Here is a 16,384-nt window from a genome sequence, read left to right on the forward strand (position 1 = left end):
GCGCGGCTCGGTGGCGGGGCCACGGGCCGTTGCCGGCGGCAGCCCGCGTCCAGGGTGGGCGGCGGAGGGAGATGTGCGGGGAGGGGCCAGCGGAACGGTACGTCTGCTGGCCCCTCCCAGGGAGGCGGCGAGCTGGTTGGCTCGGGAGAGCGGTCAGTCGGGCCGCCGACGGCATGCCGCTGACCGGCAGCCGGGACGGAACGTGGGCGTCGACCGGACCGCCCACGATCGCCACGGGGAGGACGTATGCGCGACCACAGGCCGCCGCACTGGAGGCAACAGCAGGCGACGAAGGCGCTCGGCATGGCGCGGGAGGCTGCCGGCACGTCGTTGATCGCGTCGCCCCGCCGGTCGGCCCGGCCGGGCCGGTTCTTCACGGTGCACCTCGGCTTCACCGCGCCCGACATGGCGTCGGCCCGGGAGTTCGCCGTCGGGTACGCGGAGGCGCTGAGCCTGCTGCGATCCGAGCTGGCCCTGGGCGCGTCGGCGCTGTCGCCGGCCGAGGCGTGGCAGCAGGCCGAGCGGCTGTTCTGCGGCGCGTCCGGCCCCGACGGTGAGCGCTGCGTCGACGTCGCCAACCATCCCGGCTTCCATCACGCGCCGGGGCCGGGCGGGCTCGGCTGGGGCGACGGTGACTGAACTCGATGCCGGCCGGGCGACCGGTCCGGGACGGTCGGGCGGTCCGGGACGACAGGCGGGCCGGCACGAGTCAGTCCAGGTCGAACTCGCCGTCCTGGGCGCCGGCGACGAAGGCGTCCCACTCGGCCTGGTTGAAGACCAGGACAGGGCCGTCGGGCTCGGCGGAGTTGCGCATGCCGATCAGGTCGTCGACGAAGGCGACCTCGACGGCGCTCTCGGAGGTGTCGCCCTCGGCCCGCTGCCAGACCGCTCGGGAGAGGTCGAAGTCGCCCTTGGGGTGCGAAGCCATCGTTCAGTCCTCCAGTGCCACGGGTCAGGGGGAGACACTCACGGTTCCCCATCGGGCAGGATAAGCGGATGCCGAGCCTGAGCCGTGTAGAGGCGACCGCGCGTGGCGCGGCGATCACCGTCGACTCCTACCGGGTGGACCTCGACCTGACCGGCGACGGCCAGCGGTTCCGCTCCGACGTCACGATCCGCTTCCGCGCGGCCTCCGCCACGGAGACCTTCGTCGAGGTCCAACCCGCGAAACTGCTGGCGGTACGCCTCAACGACCGCGACGTCGACCCCGCCACGCTGGCCGACAACCGGCTGCCGCTGACCGGGCTGGCCGAGGAGAACACCCTCACCGTCTCCGCCGAGATGGCGTACTCGAACACCGGTGAGGGGATGCACCGCTTCGTCGATCCCGCCGACGGCGAGACCTACCTCTACGCGATGTCCTTCCTGGACAACGTCCAGCGTCTCTTCGCCGCGTTCGACCAGCCCGACCTGAAGGCCCCGGTCACCCTCTCGGTCACCGCCCCGCCGCACTGGATCGTCGCGGCCAACGGCCAGCTCGCCGCCACCGGGCGGCCCGGGCGCTGGGAGTTCGCCCCGACCGCGCCGCTCGCGACGTACCTCGTCTCGCTGATCGCCGGCCCGTGGCACGTGCGGCGCGCCGAGCACGACGGCATCCCGCTCGGTGTCTACTGCCGGCGCTCACTGGCCGCCCACCTGGATGCCGAGGTCGAGGAGATCCTCACCGTCACCAGGCAGTGCCTCGACCGGTTCCACCAGCTCTTCGCCGAGCGCTACCCGTTCGGCAAGTACGACCAGGCGTTCGTGCCGGAGTTCAACCTCGGCGCGATGGAGAACCCGGGCCTCGTGGCCCTGCGTGACGACTATGTCTTCCGTTCCGCCGTCACCGACACCCAGCGGGAGCGGCGCGCCAACACCATCGCCCACGAGATGGCGCACATGTGGTTCGGCGACCTGGTCACCATGCGCTGGTGGGACGACCTCTGGCTGAACGAGTCCTTCGCGGAGTACCTCGGCACCCGGGTGACCGCTGAGGCGACCCGCTTCGAGCGGGCCTGGACGACCTTCGCCCTGCGCCGCAAGGCCTGGGGATACGCGGCCGACCAGCGTCCCTCCACCCACCCGGTGGCGCCCGAGGAGGTCGCCGACGCCGCCCAGGGGCAGCTCAACTTCGACGGCATCTCGTACGCCAAGGGGTCCAGCGTGCTGCGGCAGTTGGTTGCCTGGCTCGGCGACGACGCCTTCCTCGCCGGCCTCAACGCCCACTTCGCGAAGCACCGGTTCGGCAACGCCACCCTGGCCGACCTGCTCGGCAGCCTCGCCGCCGCGAGCGGGCGCGACCTGTCCGACTGGGCCGAGTGCTGGCTTCGTACGGCGCAGGTCAACACACTGCGTGCCGAGGTCACCATCGACGCGGACGGCCGCTACGCGGAGGTGGCTGTCCGGCAGAGCGCCCCCGAGTCGCATCCGGTGCTGCGCCCGCACCGCATCGGTGTGGGCCGGTACGCCGCTGACGGCACGGTCGTCCGGACGGAGGCCGACCTGGCGCCGGACACCGACGGCGGCCGGACGGTGCTCACGGGGCTGTCCGGCGAGCCGGCGGCCCGCCTGCTGCTGCCCAACGACGGCGACCTGACGTTCGCCAAGATCCGGCTCGACCCCGTGTCGGCGGACGCCGTCCCGCTGGTGCTGCCCGGCCTGGCTGATCCGCTGGCCCGGGCGCTGCTCTGGGGCGAGGCACTGGACGCCGCCACCGACGGGGAACGGCCGGTCGCGGGCCTGGTCGCCCTGATCGCCGCCGCACTCCCGGCCGAGACAGAGGTGATCATCGCCGAGGACGTGCTCACGCTCAGCCGCCCGCTGGTCGACAGGTATCTCGACCCGCTCGCCCGCGAGGCCGCCCTGGCGCAGATCGCCGGCGCCTGCCGGAGGATGCTCGACGGCGCCCCGGCCGGCGGGTCGTTCCAACTCGCCGCCGCCCAGGGCTGGATCGCCGCCAGCACCGACGCCGACCGGCTGACCGGCTGGCTCGCCGGCCGGGGCGTCCCGCCGGGGCTGGCGGTCGACGCCGAACTGCGCTGGGCGCTGCTGCTCCGGCTGGTGGTGCTCGGTGCCGCCGGCGCGGCGGAGATCGCCGCCGAGGCCGAGGCCGACCCGAGCGCCGCCGGGGCCGAGCATGCCGCCCGCTGCCGCGCGGCCCTGCCCGATCCTGCCGCCAAGCAGGCGGCGTGGGAGATCGTCGTGTCGAACACCGAGCTGTCCAACCGGCTCGTCGAGGCGACGGCGGAGGGGTTCTGGCAGCCGGAGCAGGCCGAGCTGACCGCCGGCTACGTCACGCGCTACTTCGCCGACATGCCGGCCGCCGCGCGGTTGCGTACGACCTGGGCGGCTGACGAGGTCGCGAAGCTGGCCTTTCCCCAGTACGCCGTGGCGCAGCCCACCCGGGAGGCGGCCGCGGCGCTGCTGGCCCGCGACGACGTCACCCCCGGCCTGCGCCGGGTGGTCATCGACGCCGACGACGACCTGCGCCGGGCCCTGGTCGCCCGGACGGCGGTCGCCGCGGCGGCGGCGTGACGCCGCCCGCCGGGCGGGACGGTCCGGCGGCCCCGAGAAACCGCCGGTGCCGCCCGGCCTAGGATCGCGGGGTGGAGGAAGACACCCGGCGGGTCGGCATCATGGGCGGCACCTTCGACCCGATCCACCACGGGCACCTTGTCGCGGCCAGCGAGGTGGCGGACCGGTTCGGGCTGGACGAGGTGGTCTTCGTCCCCACCGGCCAGCCGTGGCAGAAGGCGGACGAGCCGGTCACCCCGGCGGAGGACCGCTACCTGATGACGGTCATCGCCACCGCCTCCAACCCGCGTTTCCAGGTCAGCCGGGTCGACATCGACCGGGGCGGGCCCACCTACACCGTCGACACGCTGCGCGACCTGCACGCCGAGTACGGCCCGAAGGTGCAGCTGTTCTTCATCACCGGGGCGGACGCGCTGGAGCGGATCCTCTCCTGGAAGGACCTGGACGAGATCTTCGAGCTGGCCCACTTCATCGGGGTGACGCGGCCGGGCTTCGAGTTGACCGACGCGCACCTGCCGGCCGACACGGTGAGCCTGGTGCAGGTCCCGGCGATGGCCATCTCGTCCACGGACTGCCGGGCCCGGGTCGCCCGGGGGGAGCCGGTCTGGTACCTGGTGCCGGACGGTGTGGTGCAGTACATCGCCAAGCGGCGCCTCTACCAGCCGTGATCCGGCCCGGTATGAGGTGGTTCGGGCGGGTAACGCGCCAGAACTGACGAGTCGGGATTCCGCCGGGTGTGAGACGCTTGGAGGATCGCACGGTTGATCGAAGGAGAACGGTGACAGTTTCCGAACGCGCTCACGAGTTGGCCCTCGCCGCCGCCCAGGCCGCGGCCGACAAGAAGGCGCAGGACATCGTCATCATCGACGTGGGCGACCAGCTCGCCATCACCGACGCGTTCCTGCTCGCCGCGGCTCCCAACGAGCGTCAGGTGCTCGCCATCGTCGATGCCATCGAGGAGCGGCTGCTCGAACTGCCGGAGAAGGCCAAGCCGGTCCGGCGCGAGGGCGAACGGGGCGGCCGGTGGGTGCTGCTCGACTACGTCGACATCGTGGTGCACGTCCAGCACACCGAGGAGCGCGAGTTCTACGCCCTCGACCGGCTCTGGAAGGACTGCCCGACGATCCCGTTCGTCGACCGGGACCTCGTCGACGCCGAGTCCGGCGCCGGCTCCACGACCGCGGAATGACCCGCCTGATCATCTGGCGGCACGGCAACACCGACTGGAACGCCGCCAGCCGGGTCCAGGGGCAGACCGACGTACCACTGAACGATCTCGGCCGTGATCAGGCCCGCGGCGCAGCCCCCCTGCTCGCCGCGCTGCGGCCCGACGCCATCGTGGCCAGCGACCTGAGCCGGGCGGCGGACACCGCCGGCGCGCTGGCCGCGCTGACCGGGCTGCCGGTGCGCACCGACCCGCGGCTGCGGGAGCGGCACTTCGGGTCCTGGCAGGGGCTGGCCCTCACCGAGGCCGCCGAGCGTCACCCCGACGAGTTCGCCCGCTGGCGGGCCGGTGACCCGGATCCGGGCGCCGGGATCGAGACCCTCGACGACCTCGGCAAGCGGGTCGGCGTCGCGCTGTCCGACGCCGCCGACGCCGTGCCCGGCGGCACGGTGGTGGTGGCGACCCACGGCGGCGCGGCCCGGCAGGGCTGCGGCCACCTGCTCGGGTGGGAGCACGCCGTCCTGCGCACCATCGGCTCACTACAGAACTGCCACTGGACCGAGCTGCGACACGACGACGCCCGGGGCTGGCACCTGCGCGCCCACAACGTCGGCCTGATCAGTGTGCCGGCCACCACCGAGGCGGTCTGACCCCGGTGTTCCCCGGCGACATCGGCTAGCGTGCCGGGCATGCCCGTCGCGGTCGTCACCGACTCCACCGCCTACCTCCCGCCCGAACTGCTGCGCACCCACCGGCTGACGGTGGTGCCGCTGGCCGTCGTGCTCAACGGCGCCGAAGGGCTGGAGGGGGTGGAGACCACCCCGGCCGACGCCACCCGGGCGCTCGGTGGCCGGCGGGTCTCGGTGAGCACCTCCCGCCCCGCGCCGGAGCAGTTCGCCCGGACCTACGAGGAGTTGTTCGACGCCGGCGCCGACGGGATCGTCTCGGTGCACCTGTCGGCCGAGCTCTCCGGCACGGTGGAGGCCGCCCGGCTGGCCGCCGCCGGGTTCGGCGACCGGGTCGCGGTGGTCGACAGTCGTTCGACCGGCATGGGCCTCGGCTTCCCCGCCGTCGCCGCCGCCACGGCCGCCGAGCGGGGCGAGGACCTGCCGGGGGTACGCGACGCCGCCGTGGACGCCATCGCCCGCACCAGCATCTGGTTCTACGTCGACACGCTGGAGTTCCTCCGCCGGGGCGGCCGGATCGGGGCCGCCGAGGCGCTGCTCGGCACCGCACTGTCCGTCAAGCCGATCATGTACATGCCGGACGGCGCGATCGTCCTCAAGGACAAGGTGCGTACCGCCAGCCGGGGCGTGGCGCGGTTGGTCGACCTGGCCGTCGAGGCCGCCGGCGATGCCGAGGTCGACCTGGCCGTGCACCACCTCGCCGCGCCGCAGCGGGCCGAGGCGCTGCTGGAGGCGCTGGAGGTCCGGCTGGGCGACCGCCTGCACGACTCGTACGTCTCGGAGGCCGGCGCGGTGGTCGCCGCGCACGCCGGGCCCGGCCTGGCCTGCGTCGTCGTGCACCGCCGGTCGCCGGCCACCCGCTGAGGTCGATCCCGCTACGCCCAGGCCTGCCGTACGCCACGACGGAGGCGGTCGTCGCGGGGGCTGACCCGGAGGCGTACTGACCTGCGGTGCCCGGCTGCCCTAGCACACCGCCCGCATGATCAGGCGGTTGTCCACAGGTGGCTTCGCCGTCCACAGCCGAGCCCCGGTCGGCCCTTCGTACCGTCATCGCGGACCTAGCCTCGCGTCGTGTCAGACGACGAGGAGACGGCGGTCCGGGAACGACTACGCCGGCTGGTGGCGGGCCCGCCGCCCTCGACGGCTCCGCAGGCGCACCCGGCCCGGTCCGTCGACCAGTCCGGGGTGCCTGCGGACCACCCCGGACTGTCCGCCGGCCACCCCGGACGGTCCGCAGGCCGCGTCGGGTGGGCGGGGGACGGTCCCGGGTGGGCGGACCGCGCCGGGTGGCCCGCCGACCACCCGGGGCCGGCGGCGTCGGAGCCGACCGTGTCGATGCCGGCCCTCACCTCGGCGCCGTCCGTCGACGGCGCGGCGGCGCTGTCGGAGCGCGAACCGCCGGACCAGGTCCCGGGTACGGACGCCGGGGGCGCGTTGTCCCGGCTGCCGGGGCCGGGGGCGTTCGACCCCGGGCGGCGGGGGGTGCGGGCGCTGGCCGTCGTTGCCGTGCTGGTGGTGCTCGGAGCAGGCTTCTGGGCCTGGCGGTCCCGGCCGCAGGCCGAGCCGGTCCGCCCTGTGGCCAGCGCCGAGGCGTCCGGGGCGGCGGCGACCGGCCTCGCGGAACCCGCTGCGACTCCGGCCGGCGAACTGGTGGTCGCGGTCGCCGGCAAGGTGCGCCGACCCGGGCTGGTGCGGGTGCCGGCCGGCGCGCGGGTCGCCGACGCCGTGGAGGCGGCCGGCGGGGCGCTGCCGGGGGTGGACGTCGCCCTGCTCAACCCGGCCCGCAAGGTCACCGACGGGGAACTGATCCTGGTCGGCGTCGCGGCACCACCGGGCGCGGCGCTCCCACCCGGGGCGGCTGCCGGCGGTGCGCCGGGCGGGGGCGCCGCGCCCGGTGCGGGCGGCCGGCTCAACCTCAACACCGCGACGCTCGCGCAGCTCGACGCGCTGCCCGGCGTCGGCCCGGTGCTCGCCCAGCGCATCCTCGCCCACCGCGACCAGCACGGCGGCTTTCGCTCGGTCGGCGATCTGCGCCAGGTCGACGGCATCGGCGACGCCCGCTACGAGCAGCTCAAGGACCTGGTGACGGTGTGACGGCGAAGAGGTGGCGGGCGTGGGCGGGCGGACCGTCACCGGCGGTGCCCGTCGTCCGTGAGACCGACCGCCACGGCCACGCGACCCCTGCCGGCGGTGTGGGCGCGGATCGTCCCGGCGAAGCGGTCCTTGTCGGCGGCGTGGGCACGGACCGCCACGGCGAAGCGGTCCTTGTCGGCGGTGGGGGTCGCGGTGGGACGACGGGCCGCTCCGGAGGCGATGGGTTCAGCTCGTCCGGATCCGGGGCGTCCGGCAGCGACAGTCGGGGCGAGCGGGGCGCGGCGGCGGTCGATCTGCGGCTGGGCGGTCTGGCCGTGGCCACCTGGCTCTCCGCGCTGGCCGGGCTGCACCTGACCGCCGGCGCGACCCTGCTGCTGGCAGCGGTGGCGGCCGGGGCGGCCGGCGTGGGTGGACTGCACCTGACCGGCCTCCTCGGGCGGCCGGCCGCCCCGGTCCGGCGGTACGGCTGGATCGCCGTCGCCGTGCTGCTCGGCGTGGTCTGCGGCGCGACGGCGACCGCCGCGCGGCTGTCCGTCCGCGACGCCGCACCGGTCCGCGCCCTGGTCGAGGAGCGGGCCGTCGTCACCGCCGAACTGGTCGTCCGCGACGATCCTCGCCCCGTACGCGGCGTAGCCGGACGCCCGGCCATGCTGCTCGTGCCGGCCGGACTGACCCGGTTCACCGGCCCGGACGGGCAGTCGGTGGCCGCGCCGGCCCGGGTGCTGGTCCTCGCCACCGATCCCGGCTGGAGAGGGCTGTTGCCCGGGCAGCGGCTGACCGCCGAGGGCCGGCTCGCCGCCCCGCGCGGCGGCGACCTGACCGCGGCGGTGCTGAGCGCGGCCGGTCCGCCGCAGCCACACGGGGCGGCGCCGTCGTCGCAGCGGGCCGCCGGGTCGCTGCGCGCCGGCCTGCAACGCGCCTGCGCACCGCTCCCGGCCGAGCAGGGTGGGCTGCTGCCCGGCCTGGTGGTCGGCGACACGAGCCGGCTGCCGCCGGCCGTGGAGGAGGACTTCCTCGCCACCGGTATGACCCACCTGAACGCGGTCTCCGGGTCGAACGTGGCCATCGTCGTCGGCGCCGTGTTGCTGTTGGCGAGGTGGGCGAGGGCCGGGCCCTGGCTGGCGGCCGGGCTCTGCGGGCTGGCCCTGGTGGGGTTCGTCATCCTGGTCCGTCCCTCGCCGAGCGTGGTGCGGGCCGCCACGATGGGCGCCATCGGGCTGGCCGCGTTGGCGGCCGGGCGTCCCCGGGCGGCGCTGCCCGCCCTGGCCGCCGGGGTGGCCGGGCTGGTCCTGTTCGACCCGGAGTTGGCCGGCGACGCCGGCTTCGCGCTCTCCGTACTGGCCACCGGTGGTCTGCTGCTGCTCGCCCCGAGGTGGCGCGACGGGCTGCGCCGCCGTGGGGTACCGGCCGGGCTCGCCGAGGCGCTGGTCGTGCCGGCCGCCGCGCAGCTCGCCTGCGCCCCGGTGGTGGCCGGGATCTCGGGCACGGTGAGCCTGGTCGCCGTGCCCGCGAACCTGCTCGCGGTGCCCGCCATCGCACCCGCCACGGTGCTCGGGGTGCTGGCGGCGGCGGTGTCCCCCGTGTGGCCCGCCGGGGCGGAGTTCGTCGCGTGGCTGGCCAGTTGGCCGGCCTGGTGGCTGGTCATGGTGGCGCGGCACGGGGCGCGGCTGCCTGCGGGCACGCTGCCGTGGCCGGGCGGGGTGACGGGGGCACTGCTGCTGGCCGGGCTGACCGTCGCGTTGCTGGTGGCCACCCGGCACCCGGTGGTCCGCCGGCTGGTGGCGGTGGTCGTCGTCGCCGTGGTGGCCGGCACGCTGCCGGTACGGCTGGCCGCCCCCGGTTGGCCCCCGGCAGGCTGGGTGGTCGCGGCCTGCGCGGTCGGCCAGGGCGACACCGTGGTGCTGCCGGTGGCGGCCGGCCGGGCGGTGGTGGTCGACGCCGGACCGGATCCGGCGGCGGCGGACGGCTGCCTGCGCCGGCTGGGCGTACGGGAGGTCGCGCTGCTGGTGGTCAGCCACTTCCATGTCGACCACACCGGCGGCGTCGCGGGCGTGTTCCGGGGCCGACCGGTGGACGCGGTGCTCACCCCGCAGTGGTCGGAGCCCGCCGTCGGGCGGGACCTGGTCCTCACCGAGGCGGCGGCGCACTCCGTCGACGTGGTGGCGGGCGGGGCCGGCTGGCGGTACCGGGAGGGCGGGGTCGAGTTCACCGTCATCGGCCCGCCCCAGCCGTTGCGCGGCACCCGGTCGGATCCCAACAACAACTCGTTGATACTGCTCGCCACGGTCTCCGGCGTACGGATCCTGCTCGCCGGGGATGCCGAGACCGAGGAGCAGCGGGCGCTGCTGGACAGCACGGCGTCGGGCGGGCTACGGGCCGAGGTGCTGAAGGTCGCACACCACGGATCGGCCTACCAGGATCCGGCCTTCCTGGACGCGGTCCGCCCCCTGGTCGCCCTCGTGCCGGTGGGGGCGGGCAACAGCTACGGACATCCCAATCCGGCGGTGCTCGGGCGGCTTGCCCGGGGCGGGGCGCGGGTGCTGCGTACCGACACGGAGGGGGACGTGGCGGCGGTGCTCGGCCGGACAGGTCTCGCGGTGGCGACACGCGGCACACCACCGGGTCGACAACCGTAGAAATCGATGGCGATTATCGGCTTTAGCGGTGGACTGAGGCGAATGTCTGGATTTGCACTGAGTGCGGGCTCTGCAACCGGAGTGCCGATGAGCAGGCTGGATCCGGCCGCCGGCCGTGCGAATATGGGCGGCGTGACCGCCGCCAGCCTCGCTCCCATTCTGCTCGTCCTCGGTGACGAGGAGCTGCTCGCCACGCGCGCGGTCACCGAAGCCGTCGCGAAGGCCCGCAGCGTCGACCCCGACGTGGACGTCCGCGACTACCAGGCCGGTGCCCTCGTCGTCGGCGAGATCGCCGAGATGCTCAGCCCTTCCCTGTTCGGCGGGCGGCGGCTGCTGGTGCTCCGCGCCGGCCAGGACGCCCGCAAGGACCTGGTGGCGGCCCTGCTGGCGTACGCGAAGAACCCCGACCCGGAGGTGCAGCTGGTCGTGCTGCACCTCGGCGGGGCCAAGGGCAAGGCGTTCGCCGACGGGCTGAAGGCGGCCGGTGCCACGGTGGTGCCGGCGGCCAAGCTCAAGGGGCACCGCGACCGGGTGGCCTTCGTCCGGGACGAGATCCGCCGGGCCGGCGGGAAGTGCACCGACGACGCGGCCGAGGCGCTCATCGCGGCGGTCGGCAACGACCTGCGCGAGCTGGCCGCCGCCTGCTCCCAGCTGATGGCCGACACCGACGGCCGGATCAGCGCCGACACGGTCGCCCGCTACTACCGGGGGCGGGTCGAGGTGACCGGCTTCACCGTCGCCGACGCCGCGATGGTGGGCGACGTGCCGGGGGCGCTGGAGGCGCTGCGCTGGGCGCTGCACGTGGGGGTCGACCCCGTGCCGATCGCCGACGCGATCGCCGACGGCGTCCGCACCGTGGCCCGGGTCGCCGCCGTCGGGCGGGGCGACCCCTACCAGTTGGCGAGCACCCTCGGCATGCCGGCATGGAAGATCAGGTCCGCTCAGCAGCGGGCCCGTGGCTGGACGCCCGAGGGGTTGGTCCAGGCGATGCGGGCCGCCGCCGAGTGCAACGCGGCCGTCAAGGGCGGCTCGGACGACCGTGCGTACGCGCTGGAGCGGGCCGTCTTCTCGGTCGCAGCCGCCCGGCAGGGCGGCGCCCGGTGAGCGGATCACCTCGCGGCTCGTGGGCCACGATCCCGGCCGACGAGGAGCGCTACCGCCCGCTCTACGCGCGCTTCCTCGGGCTGCGCTTCGTCAACCCGGGCGGGGTGCTGTGCTTCCTCTTCTTCGAGGGCACCGTCGCCCTCGCCGCGCTGCTCGCCCTCGCCGAGCTGGTCACCTGGTGGGCGGTGCTCGTCCTGCCCGCCACGGTGGCCGTGATGGTGAAGCTCAACGACATGGTGGCCGCGATGGTGGTCCGCTCCGCCGCCCTCGTGCCCGAGCAGGAACGGGACCGCTTCCGCAGGCAGATGGAGCCCGCGGTCGGGCGGGCCAGGGTCGACTGGGTCACGCACAGCGTGTCGGGCATCGTCGTCACGGCGTCGCCGGTGTCGCACGCCACCGGAGCCGTACGCGACCGGCCGGGGCATCCGGATCCGCGCCGCGCCGCGGGGGAGCGGGACGCCGGACTCGGCCCGCAGCCCACCCGCGCTGATCCACTGGCCTGACGACCACCCCGCCGTGCGACCGGTGCGGCCGTCCCTCAACCAGCCCGACGCGCCATCCTGCCCGGCGACCGTGAAGGCGGTGGGGACGAGACACCACCCTGCCCGGCGACGGGCGGAGGCGGTGAGCCACGACGACAGCCCGGCGGGAAAACCCGGCCGGGTGGTGGTGCGGAACGTGAGAAGGCAGACAACCGGAAGCCCCGGGAGTGGCCCCGGGGCTTCCGGTCAGGTCTGAGGTCGCCTCGTCAGGCGGAGAGCGACACCACGCGCTTCGAGATCGCGGACTTGCGGTTCGCGGCCTGGTTCGAGTGGATCACGCCCTTGCTGACCGCCTTGTCCAGCTTGCGCGAGGCGTCCTGCATGAGGGCGGTGGCCTTCTCGACGTCACCAGCCTCGACGGCCTCGTGGAACTTCCGGACGGCGGTCTTCAGCGACGACTTGACCGACTTGTTACGCAGCCGGCGCTTCTCGTTCTGCCGGTTGCGCTTGATCTGGGACTTGATGTTCGCCACGCGACAGCCTCGTCTTGATAGCTCGGGTTGGTCTGCTTCCGCGCGCGACGAGCATGCGTCATCGCTGCGCGAAGAGCCAGGTTACCAGGTCGGCCGGGACGAGCCAAAACGACTCGGTCCCGGCAGCGGGCGCCCGGTCAGGTCCAGCCCTGCCGGCGGGCGAGCCAGCGGAGTGACTGCTCGCCGCTCCACCGCTGGTGCGCCGGCAGGTGTGGGGACGCCGTCCCCGGCGCCGAGGCGGCGGTGGTGAGGAAGTAACCGGAGAGGGCGGCGAGGGTGGCGTCCAGCGCGTCGGGGGGTGCGCCCGCCGCCGTCGGGTGCCGGGCGAAGAGCGCGTCGGCGTCCAGGCCGTCGGCGTACGCGGTGAGCAGCAGGGTCGCCAGGTCGAACCAGGCGGGCCCGTGGCAGAGCCACGTCCAGTCGCAGAACCAGGCCTGCCCCGCCCCGTCGATCAGCACGTTGTCCAGCCGCAGGTCGCCGTGGATCAGCCCGGTCGTGCCGGCGGCGTACGCCGGGAGGCGGGACTCCAGCGCGACCAGGTCGGGCAGGCGGCCCCGGACCGGCGCGGGCAGCGGCGGCGCCGGCTCCCGGCCGGCGGCCACCTCGCCCCACCAGAGGATGTCGTTGCGGGCGAGGTCGGCGAGGTGGGGCAGCCCGATGCCGACGAGCCCGGCGGGGGCGGCGGCCAGCGCGGCGGCGACGTCGGCGTACCCGGCCAGGGTGGCGGTCAGTTCGGCGGGCTCCCAGGGCAGTCGGGGTGTGTGCCCGTCGACGGCGTCCAGGCAGAGCGCGAACCAGCCAGCCTCGTGCAGCGTCCAGCGGGGGCGGGGCACCGGCAGCCCGTCCGGGAGCCGGTCGAGGATCGCGGCCTCCCGGGCGTACCAGTCGACCAGTCGCGGTTGCTCGGCGATGGCCGCCGCCTTGACGAAGGCCCGGCTTCCGGCGGCGGTGTGGAGCACGGCGGCGAAGCCCCGGGTGAAGCCGGCGCCGGCGGTCCGGGCCGCGACCACGGGCGCCCCGAGCCGGTCGCCGACGGCGGTGCGCAGCGCGACCGGCAGCGTCGCCCACTCCGGCCGGCGGGCGGTCGCGTGGTACGGCACGGGAGGCGGGGACGTCGGGGTCACGGCCACCATGCTGCCCGGCGGCGGGTCGCGCCGCACCGTGAGGGCGCTCGGCGCCGCGACCCGGCCGCGCGGCGTTTCCGTGGCGGGGCGGGGACGGCGTGATCTGCCAGACTGCCAGGCCATGAGGACCGACGACTTCTGGCAGTTGATCGACCGGGCCCGGGCGGGCGGCGGGGGCGAACCCCACGCGGTCGCCGCGCGGGCCGTCGCCCTGCTCGCCGAGCGGGACCCGGAGGACATCGTCGGGTACGCCCGCCACCAGGCCCGGGTGTTGTCCGCCTCGCACTCGGTCGATCTCTGGGGCGCCGCCTACCTGATCAACGGCGGTGTGTCCGACGAGGGCTTCCAGCATTTCCGGGGCTGGCTGATGACCCAGGGCCGGGAGGTGTTCGCCCGTGCCGTCGCCGCCCCGGACTCGCTGGCCGAGCTGTCGCAGGTCCGGGCGGCCTCGCTGAGCGGGGAGGAGTTCTCCGGCGCGGAGATGCTGGCGGTGCCGTGGGACGCGTACCGCCGGGCCACCGCCGCCGAACTGCCGGCGGACCGGGAGCCGGCGCCGGTGCCCGACCTCAACGACTTCTGGGACTTCGACGACGAGGAGGAGGCGAAGCGGCGGCTGCCGAAGCTGGCCGCCCTCTTCGTGGAGCCGCCCGCCGAGTGAGCCCGGCGGCCCCCGCCGGCCACATCGACACCGGGTGTGGTGCCGGCCGGGCGGCGCTTTCCGGGCGGTCCCGACGGCGGGGATCGCCCGCGCAGCGGACGCGCCGCGGCGACGTGGGAGCATAGAGGGGGCCGGCGTCGCCGGCCCGCTCACGTCAGCCGACCAGAACGGACCGCTGTGCCACCGACGCTCGATTCCGGCGCGAACGCTCCTGGTGCCACCGACCCGGCGCGCATCCGGAACTTCTGCATCATCGCCCACATCGACCACGGGAAGTCGACCCTGGCCGACCGGATGTTGCAGCTCACCGGCGTGGTCGACCCCCGGCAGATGCGTGCGCAGTACCTCGACCGGATGGACATCGAGCGCGAGCGCGGCATCACGATCAAGAGCCAGGCCGTCCGGATGCCCTGGAGCATCCGGGAGGGCGAACGGACGGGCGAGTCCGCCGTGCTCAACATGATCGACACGCCGGGCCACGTCGACTTCACCTACGAGGTGTCCCGGTCGCTGGCCGCCTGCGAGGGCGCGGTGCTGCTGGTCGACGCCGCGCAGGGCATCGAGGCGCAGACCCTGGCCAACCTCTACCTCGCGCTCGAGAACGACCTGCACGTCATCCCGGTGCTCAACAAGATCGACCTGCCGGCCGCCCAGCCGGAGAAGTACGCCGAGGAGCTGGCCCACCTCATCGGCGGCGACCCGGCGGACTGCATCAGGGTCTCCGGCAAGACCGGCGAGGGCGTGCCGTACCTGCTCGACGAGATCGTCCGGCAGTTCAAGCCACCGGTCGGCGACGCGGAGGCGCCCGCCCGCGCGATGATCTTCGACTCGGTCTACGACGTCTACCGGGGCGTGGTGACGTACGTCCGGGTCATCGACGGGCGGATCAGCGCCCGCGACCGGATCAAGATGATGTCCACCGCCGCCGTGCACGAGCTGCTGGAGATCGGCGTCATCTCGCCGGAGATGGTGAAGGCCGACGCGCTCGGCGTCGGCGAGGTGGGTTACCTGATCACCGGCGTGAAGGACGTCCGCCAGTCCCGGGTCGGTGACACGATCACCATCAACTCCCGGCCGGCGAAGGAGGCCCTGGGCGGCTACAAGGACCCGAAGCCGATGGTCTACTCGGGCCTCTACCCGATCGACGGCTCCGACTACCCCAACCTGCGCGAGGCGCTGGACAAGCTCAAGCTCAACGACGCCGCGCTCGACTACGAGCCGGAGACGTCGGGCGCGCTGGGCTTCGGGTTCCGCTGCGGCTTCCTCGGCCTGCTGCACCTGGAGATCATCCGGGAGCGGCTGGAACGCGAGTACAACCTCGACCTCATCTCCACCGCGCCGAACGTGGTCTACCGGGCCATCACGGAGGACGGCGAGGAGATCGTCGTGACGAACCCGAGCGAGTACCCCACGGGCAAGATCGCCGAGGTGTACGAGCCGATCGTGCGCGCCACGGTGCTCACCCCGAACGACTACGTCGGCGCGGTGATGGAGCTCTGCCAGGGCCGCCGGGGCAGCCTGATCGGCATGGACTACCTCTCCGCCGACCGGGTGGAGCTGCGCTACACGCTGCCCCTCGCGGAGATCATCTTCGACTTCTTCGACCAGTTGAAGAGCCGCACCAAGGGCTACGCCTCGCTGGACTACGAGCCCTCCGGCGAGCAGGCGTCCGACCTGGTGAAGGTCGACATCCTGCTGCACGGCGAGCCGGTGGACGCGTTCAGTGCGATCGTGCACAAGGACAAGGCGTACAACTACGGCGTCACGATCGCGGCGAAGCTGCGCAACCTGATCCCGCGCCAGCAGTTCGAGGTGCCGATCCAGGCGGCGATCGGCAGCCGGGTGATCGCCCGGGAGACCATCCGGGCGATCCGCAAGGACGTGCTCGCCAAGTGCTACGGCGGTGACATCAGCCGTAAGCGCAAGCTGCTGGAGAAGCAGAAGGAAGGCAAGAAGCGAATGAAGATGGTGGGCCGGGTGGAGGTCCCCCAGGAGGCTTTCATCGCCGCGCTCTCCTCCGATTCCGGCGACGCCAAGGCGCCCGGCAAGAAGTGACGCGCCGCCGGTTCGCCGGCGGATGACAACGTACGACGGCCGGTGCCCCGGCCGGGCTGCGGACCCTTTGTCGGTCCCGCCCGACCGGGGCACCGGCCGTTCGCGTCGAAGGAATTTTCCGGCCCGAACGGCCCCGGCCTCCGCCCGCCGGTCAGAAGGGCGCCACCTGCGCGGATGATCGCGCGACGGCAGCCGCCACGCGGCGTGCCATTGACGTACGACGTCGCCCCTCGCCGGTCGAACCGGTTTGGGATTTCGAAGGGTCGGGAACTTAGCGGTCACGACAGGAACACCACAGACCGTGGAACTGATTCTTTTAGAGGAGGAGGGCGAC

The 16,384-nt window shown here is 74.3% G+C and carries 15 protein-coding genes and 1 pseudogene; 12 read left to right on the forward strand and 4 right to left on the reverse strand.

Translation table 11 applies throughout. From position 1 onward, the window contains the following. Window positions 1-246: 246 nt before the first annotated feature. Complete coding sequence (locus AB0D32_RS26305) at window positions 247-639, forward strand: hypothetical protein (protein WP_357095640.1); 393 nt, start codon at window positions 247-249, stop codon at window positions 637-639. A 70-nt stretch (window positions 640-709) separates the two neighbouring features. On the opposite strand, the gene AB0D32_RS26310 is transcribed toward AB0D32_RS26305, so the two are convergent. Further along, window positions 710-928, reverse strand: coding sequence for a DUF397 domain-containing protein (locus AB0D32_RS26310; protein WP_357095642.1), 219 nt, complete (start codon window positions 926-928; stop codon window positions 710-712). 68 nt (window positions 929-996) lie between these two features. Here AB0D32_RS26310 and pepN point away from each other — a divergent pair, with 68 nt between their 5' ends. The 6 genes from pepN to AB0D32_RS26340 all read left to right on the forward strand — a co-directional run bounded on the left by pepN (window position 997) and on the right by AB0D32_RS26340 (window position 7,458). Next, on the forward strand, window positions 997-3,513 hold the full coding sequence (gene pepN, locus AB0D32_RS26315) for an aminopeptidase N (protein WP_357095645.1): 2,517 nt from the start codon (window positions 997-999) through the stop codon (window positions 3,511-3,513). A gap of 71 nt (window positions 3,514-3,584) precedes the next feature. Further along, a complete protein-coding gene (nadD, locus tag AB0D32_RS26320) occupies window positions 3,585-4,181 on the forward strand; it encodes a nicotinate-nucleotide adenylyltransferase (RefSeq protein ID WP_357095649.1) in 597 nt (198 codons plus the stop codon). 110 nt (window positions 4,182-4,291) lie between these two features. Then, the gene (gene rsfS / locus AB0D32_RS26325; RefSeq protein ID WP_357095652.1) at window positions 4,292-4,702 is read left to right on the forward strand and encodes a ribosome silencing factor; all 411 of its coding nucleotides are present in this window, start codon (window positions 4,292-4,294) and stop codon (window positions 4,700-4,702) included. Next, complete coding sequence (locus AB0D32_RS26330) at window positions 4,699-5,328, forward strand: histidine phosphatase family protein (protein ID WP_357095655.1); 630 nt, start codon at window positions 4,699-4,701, stop codon at window positions 5,326-5,328. The genes rsfS and AB0D32_RS26330 overlap by 4 nt, the downstream gene beginning before the upstream one ends. Window positions 5,329-5,367: 39 nt before the next feature. Continuing rightward, window positions 5,368-6,228 carry a DegV family protein gene (locus tag AB0D32_RS26335; protein ID WP_357095658.1) on the forward strand — a complete coding sequence of 287 codons (861 nt, stop codon included), beginning with the start codon at window positions 5,368-5,370 and terminating at the stop codon, window positions 6,226-6,228. A 207-nt stretch (window positions 6,229-6,435) separates the two neighbouring features. Beyond that, window positions 6,436-7,458 (forward strand): helix-hairpin-helix domain-containing protein, encoded by a 1,023-nt coding sequence (locus tag AB0D32_RS26340; RefSeq protein ID WP_357095661.1) that lies wholly within the window; start codon window positions 6,436-6,438, stop codon window positions 7,456-7,458. Between the two features lie 35 nt (window positions 7,459-7,493). Here the strand turns inward: AB0D32_RS26340 and AB0D32_RS26345 are convergent, their stop codons facing one another. After that, the gene (locus tag AB0D32_RS26345; protein WP_357095822.1) at window positions 7,494-7,616 is read right to left on the reverse strand and encodes a hypothetical protein; all 123 of its coding nucleotides are present in this window, start codon (window positions 7,614-7,616) and stop codon (window positions 7,494-7,496) included. Between the two features lie 132 nt (window positions 7,617-7,748). Here AB0D32_RS26345 and AB0D32_RS26350 point away from each other — a divergent pair. The 3 genes and pseudogenes from AB0D32_RS26350 to AB0D32_RS26360 form a co-directional block, all read left to right on the forward strand. After that, window positions 7,749-10,094, forward strand: a pseudogene (locus tag AB0D32_RS26350) (ComEC/Rec2 family competence protein); the annotation flags it as partial. Between the two features lie 123 nt (window positions 10,095-10,217). Further along, window positions 10,218-11,198 (forward strand): DNA polymerase III subunit delta, encoded by a 981-nt coding sequence (gene holA / locus AB0D32_RS26355; RefSeq protein WP_357095787.1) that lies wholly within the window; start codon window positions 10,218-10,220, stop codon window positions 11,196-11,198. Next, complete coding sequence (locus AB0D32_RS26360) at window positions 11,195-11,701, forward strand: hypothetical protein (protein WP_357095664.1); 507 nt, start codon at window positions 11,195-11,197, stop codon at window positions 11,699-11,701. The genes holA and AB0D32_RS26360 overlap by 4 nt, the downstream gene beginning before the upstream one ends. A gap of 245 nt (window positions 11,702-11,946) precedes the next feature. Here AB0D32_RS26360 and rpsT read toward each other — a convergent pair whose 3' ends face one another. Together rpsT and AB0D32_RS26370 are read right to left on the reverse strand one after the other, a co-directional pair. Next, complete coding sequence (gene rpsT, locus AB0D32_RS26365) at window positions 11,947-12,213, reverse strand: 30S ribosomal protein S20 (RefSeq protein WP_357095667.1); 267 nt, start codon at window positions 12,211-12,213, stop codon at window positions 11,947-11,949. A 137-nt stretch (window positions 12,214-12,350) separates the two neighbouring features. Further along, entirely contained in the window at window positions 12,351-13,346 is a 996-nt protein-coding gene (locus tag AB0D32_RS26370) for a phosphotransferase (protein ID WP_357095790.1), read from the reverse strand. Between the two features lie 112 nt (window positions 13,347-13,458). On the opposite strand from AB0D32_RS26370, the gene AB0D32_RS26375 reads away from it, so the two are divergent. Together AB0D32_RS26375 and lepA are read left to right on the forward strand one after the other, a co-directional pair. Beyond that, entirely contained in the window at window positions 13,459-13,995 is a 537-nt protein-coding gene (locus tag AB0D32_RS26375; protein WP_357095670.1) for a DUF4240 domain-containing protein, read from the forward strand. 177 nt (window positions 13,996-14,172) lie between these two features. Continuing rightward, entirely contained in the window at window positions 14,173-16,050 is a 1,878-nt protein-coding gene (gene lepA, locus AB0D32_RS26380; protein ID WP_357095673.1) for a translation elongation factor 4, read from the forward strand. Window positions 16,051-16,384 lie beyond the last annotated feature (334 nt).

Source organism: Micromonospora sp. NPDC048170 (genome assembly GCF_040652795.1).
Taxonomy (GTDB): Bacteria; Actinomycetota; Actinomycetes; order Mycobacteriales; family Micromonosporaceae; genus Micromonospora.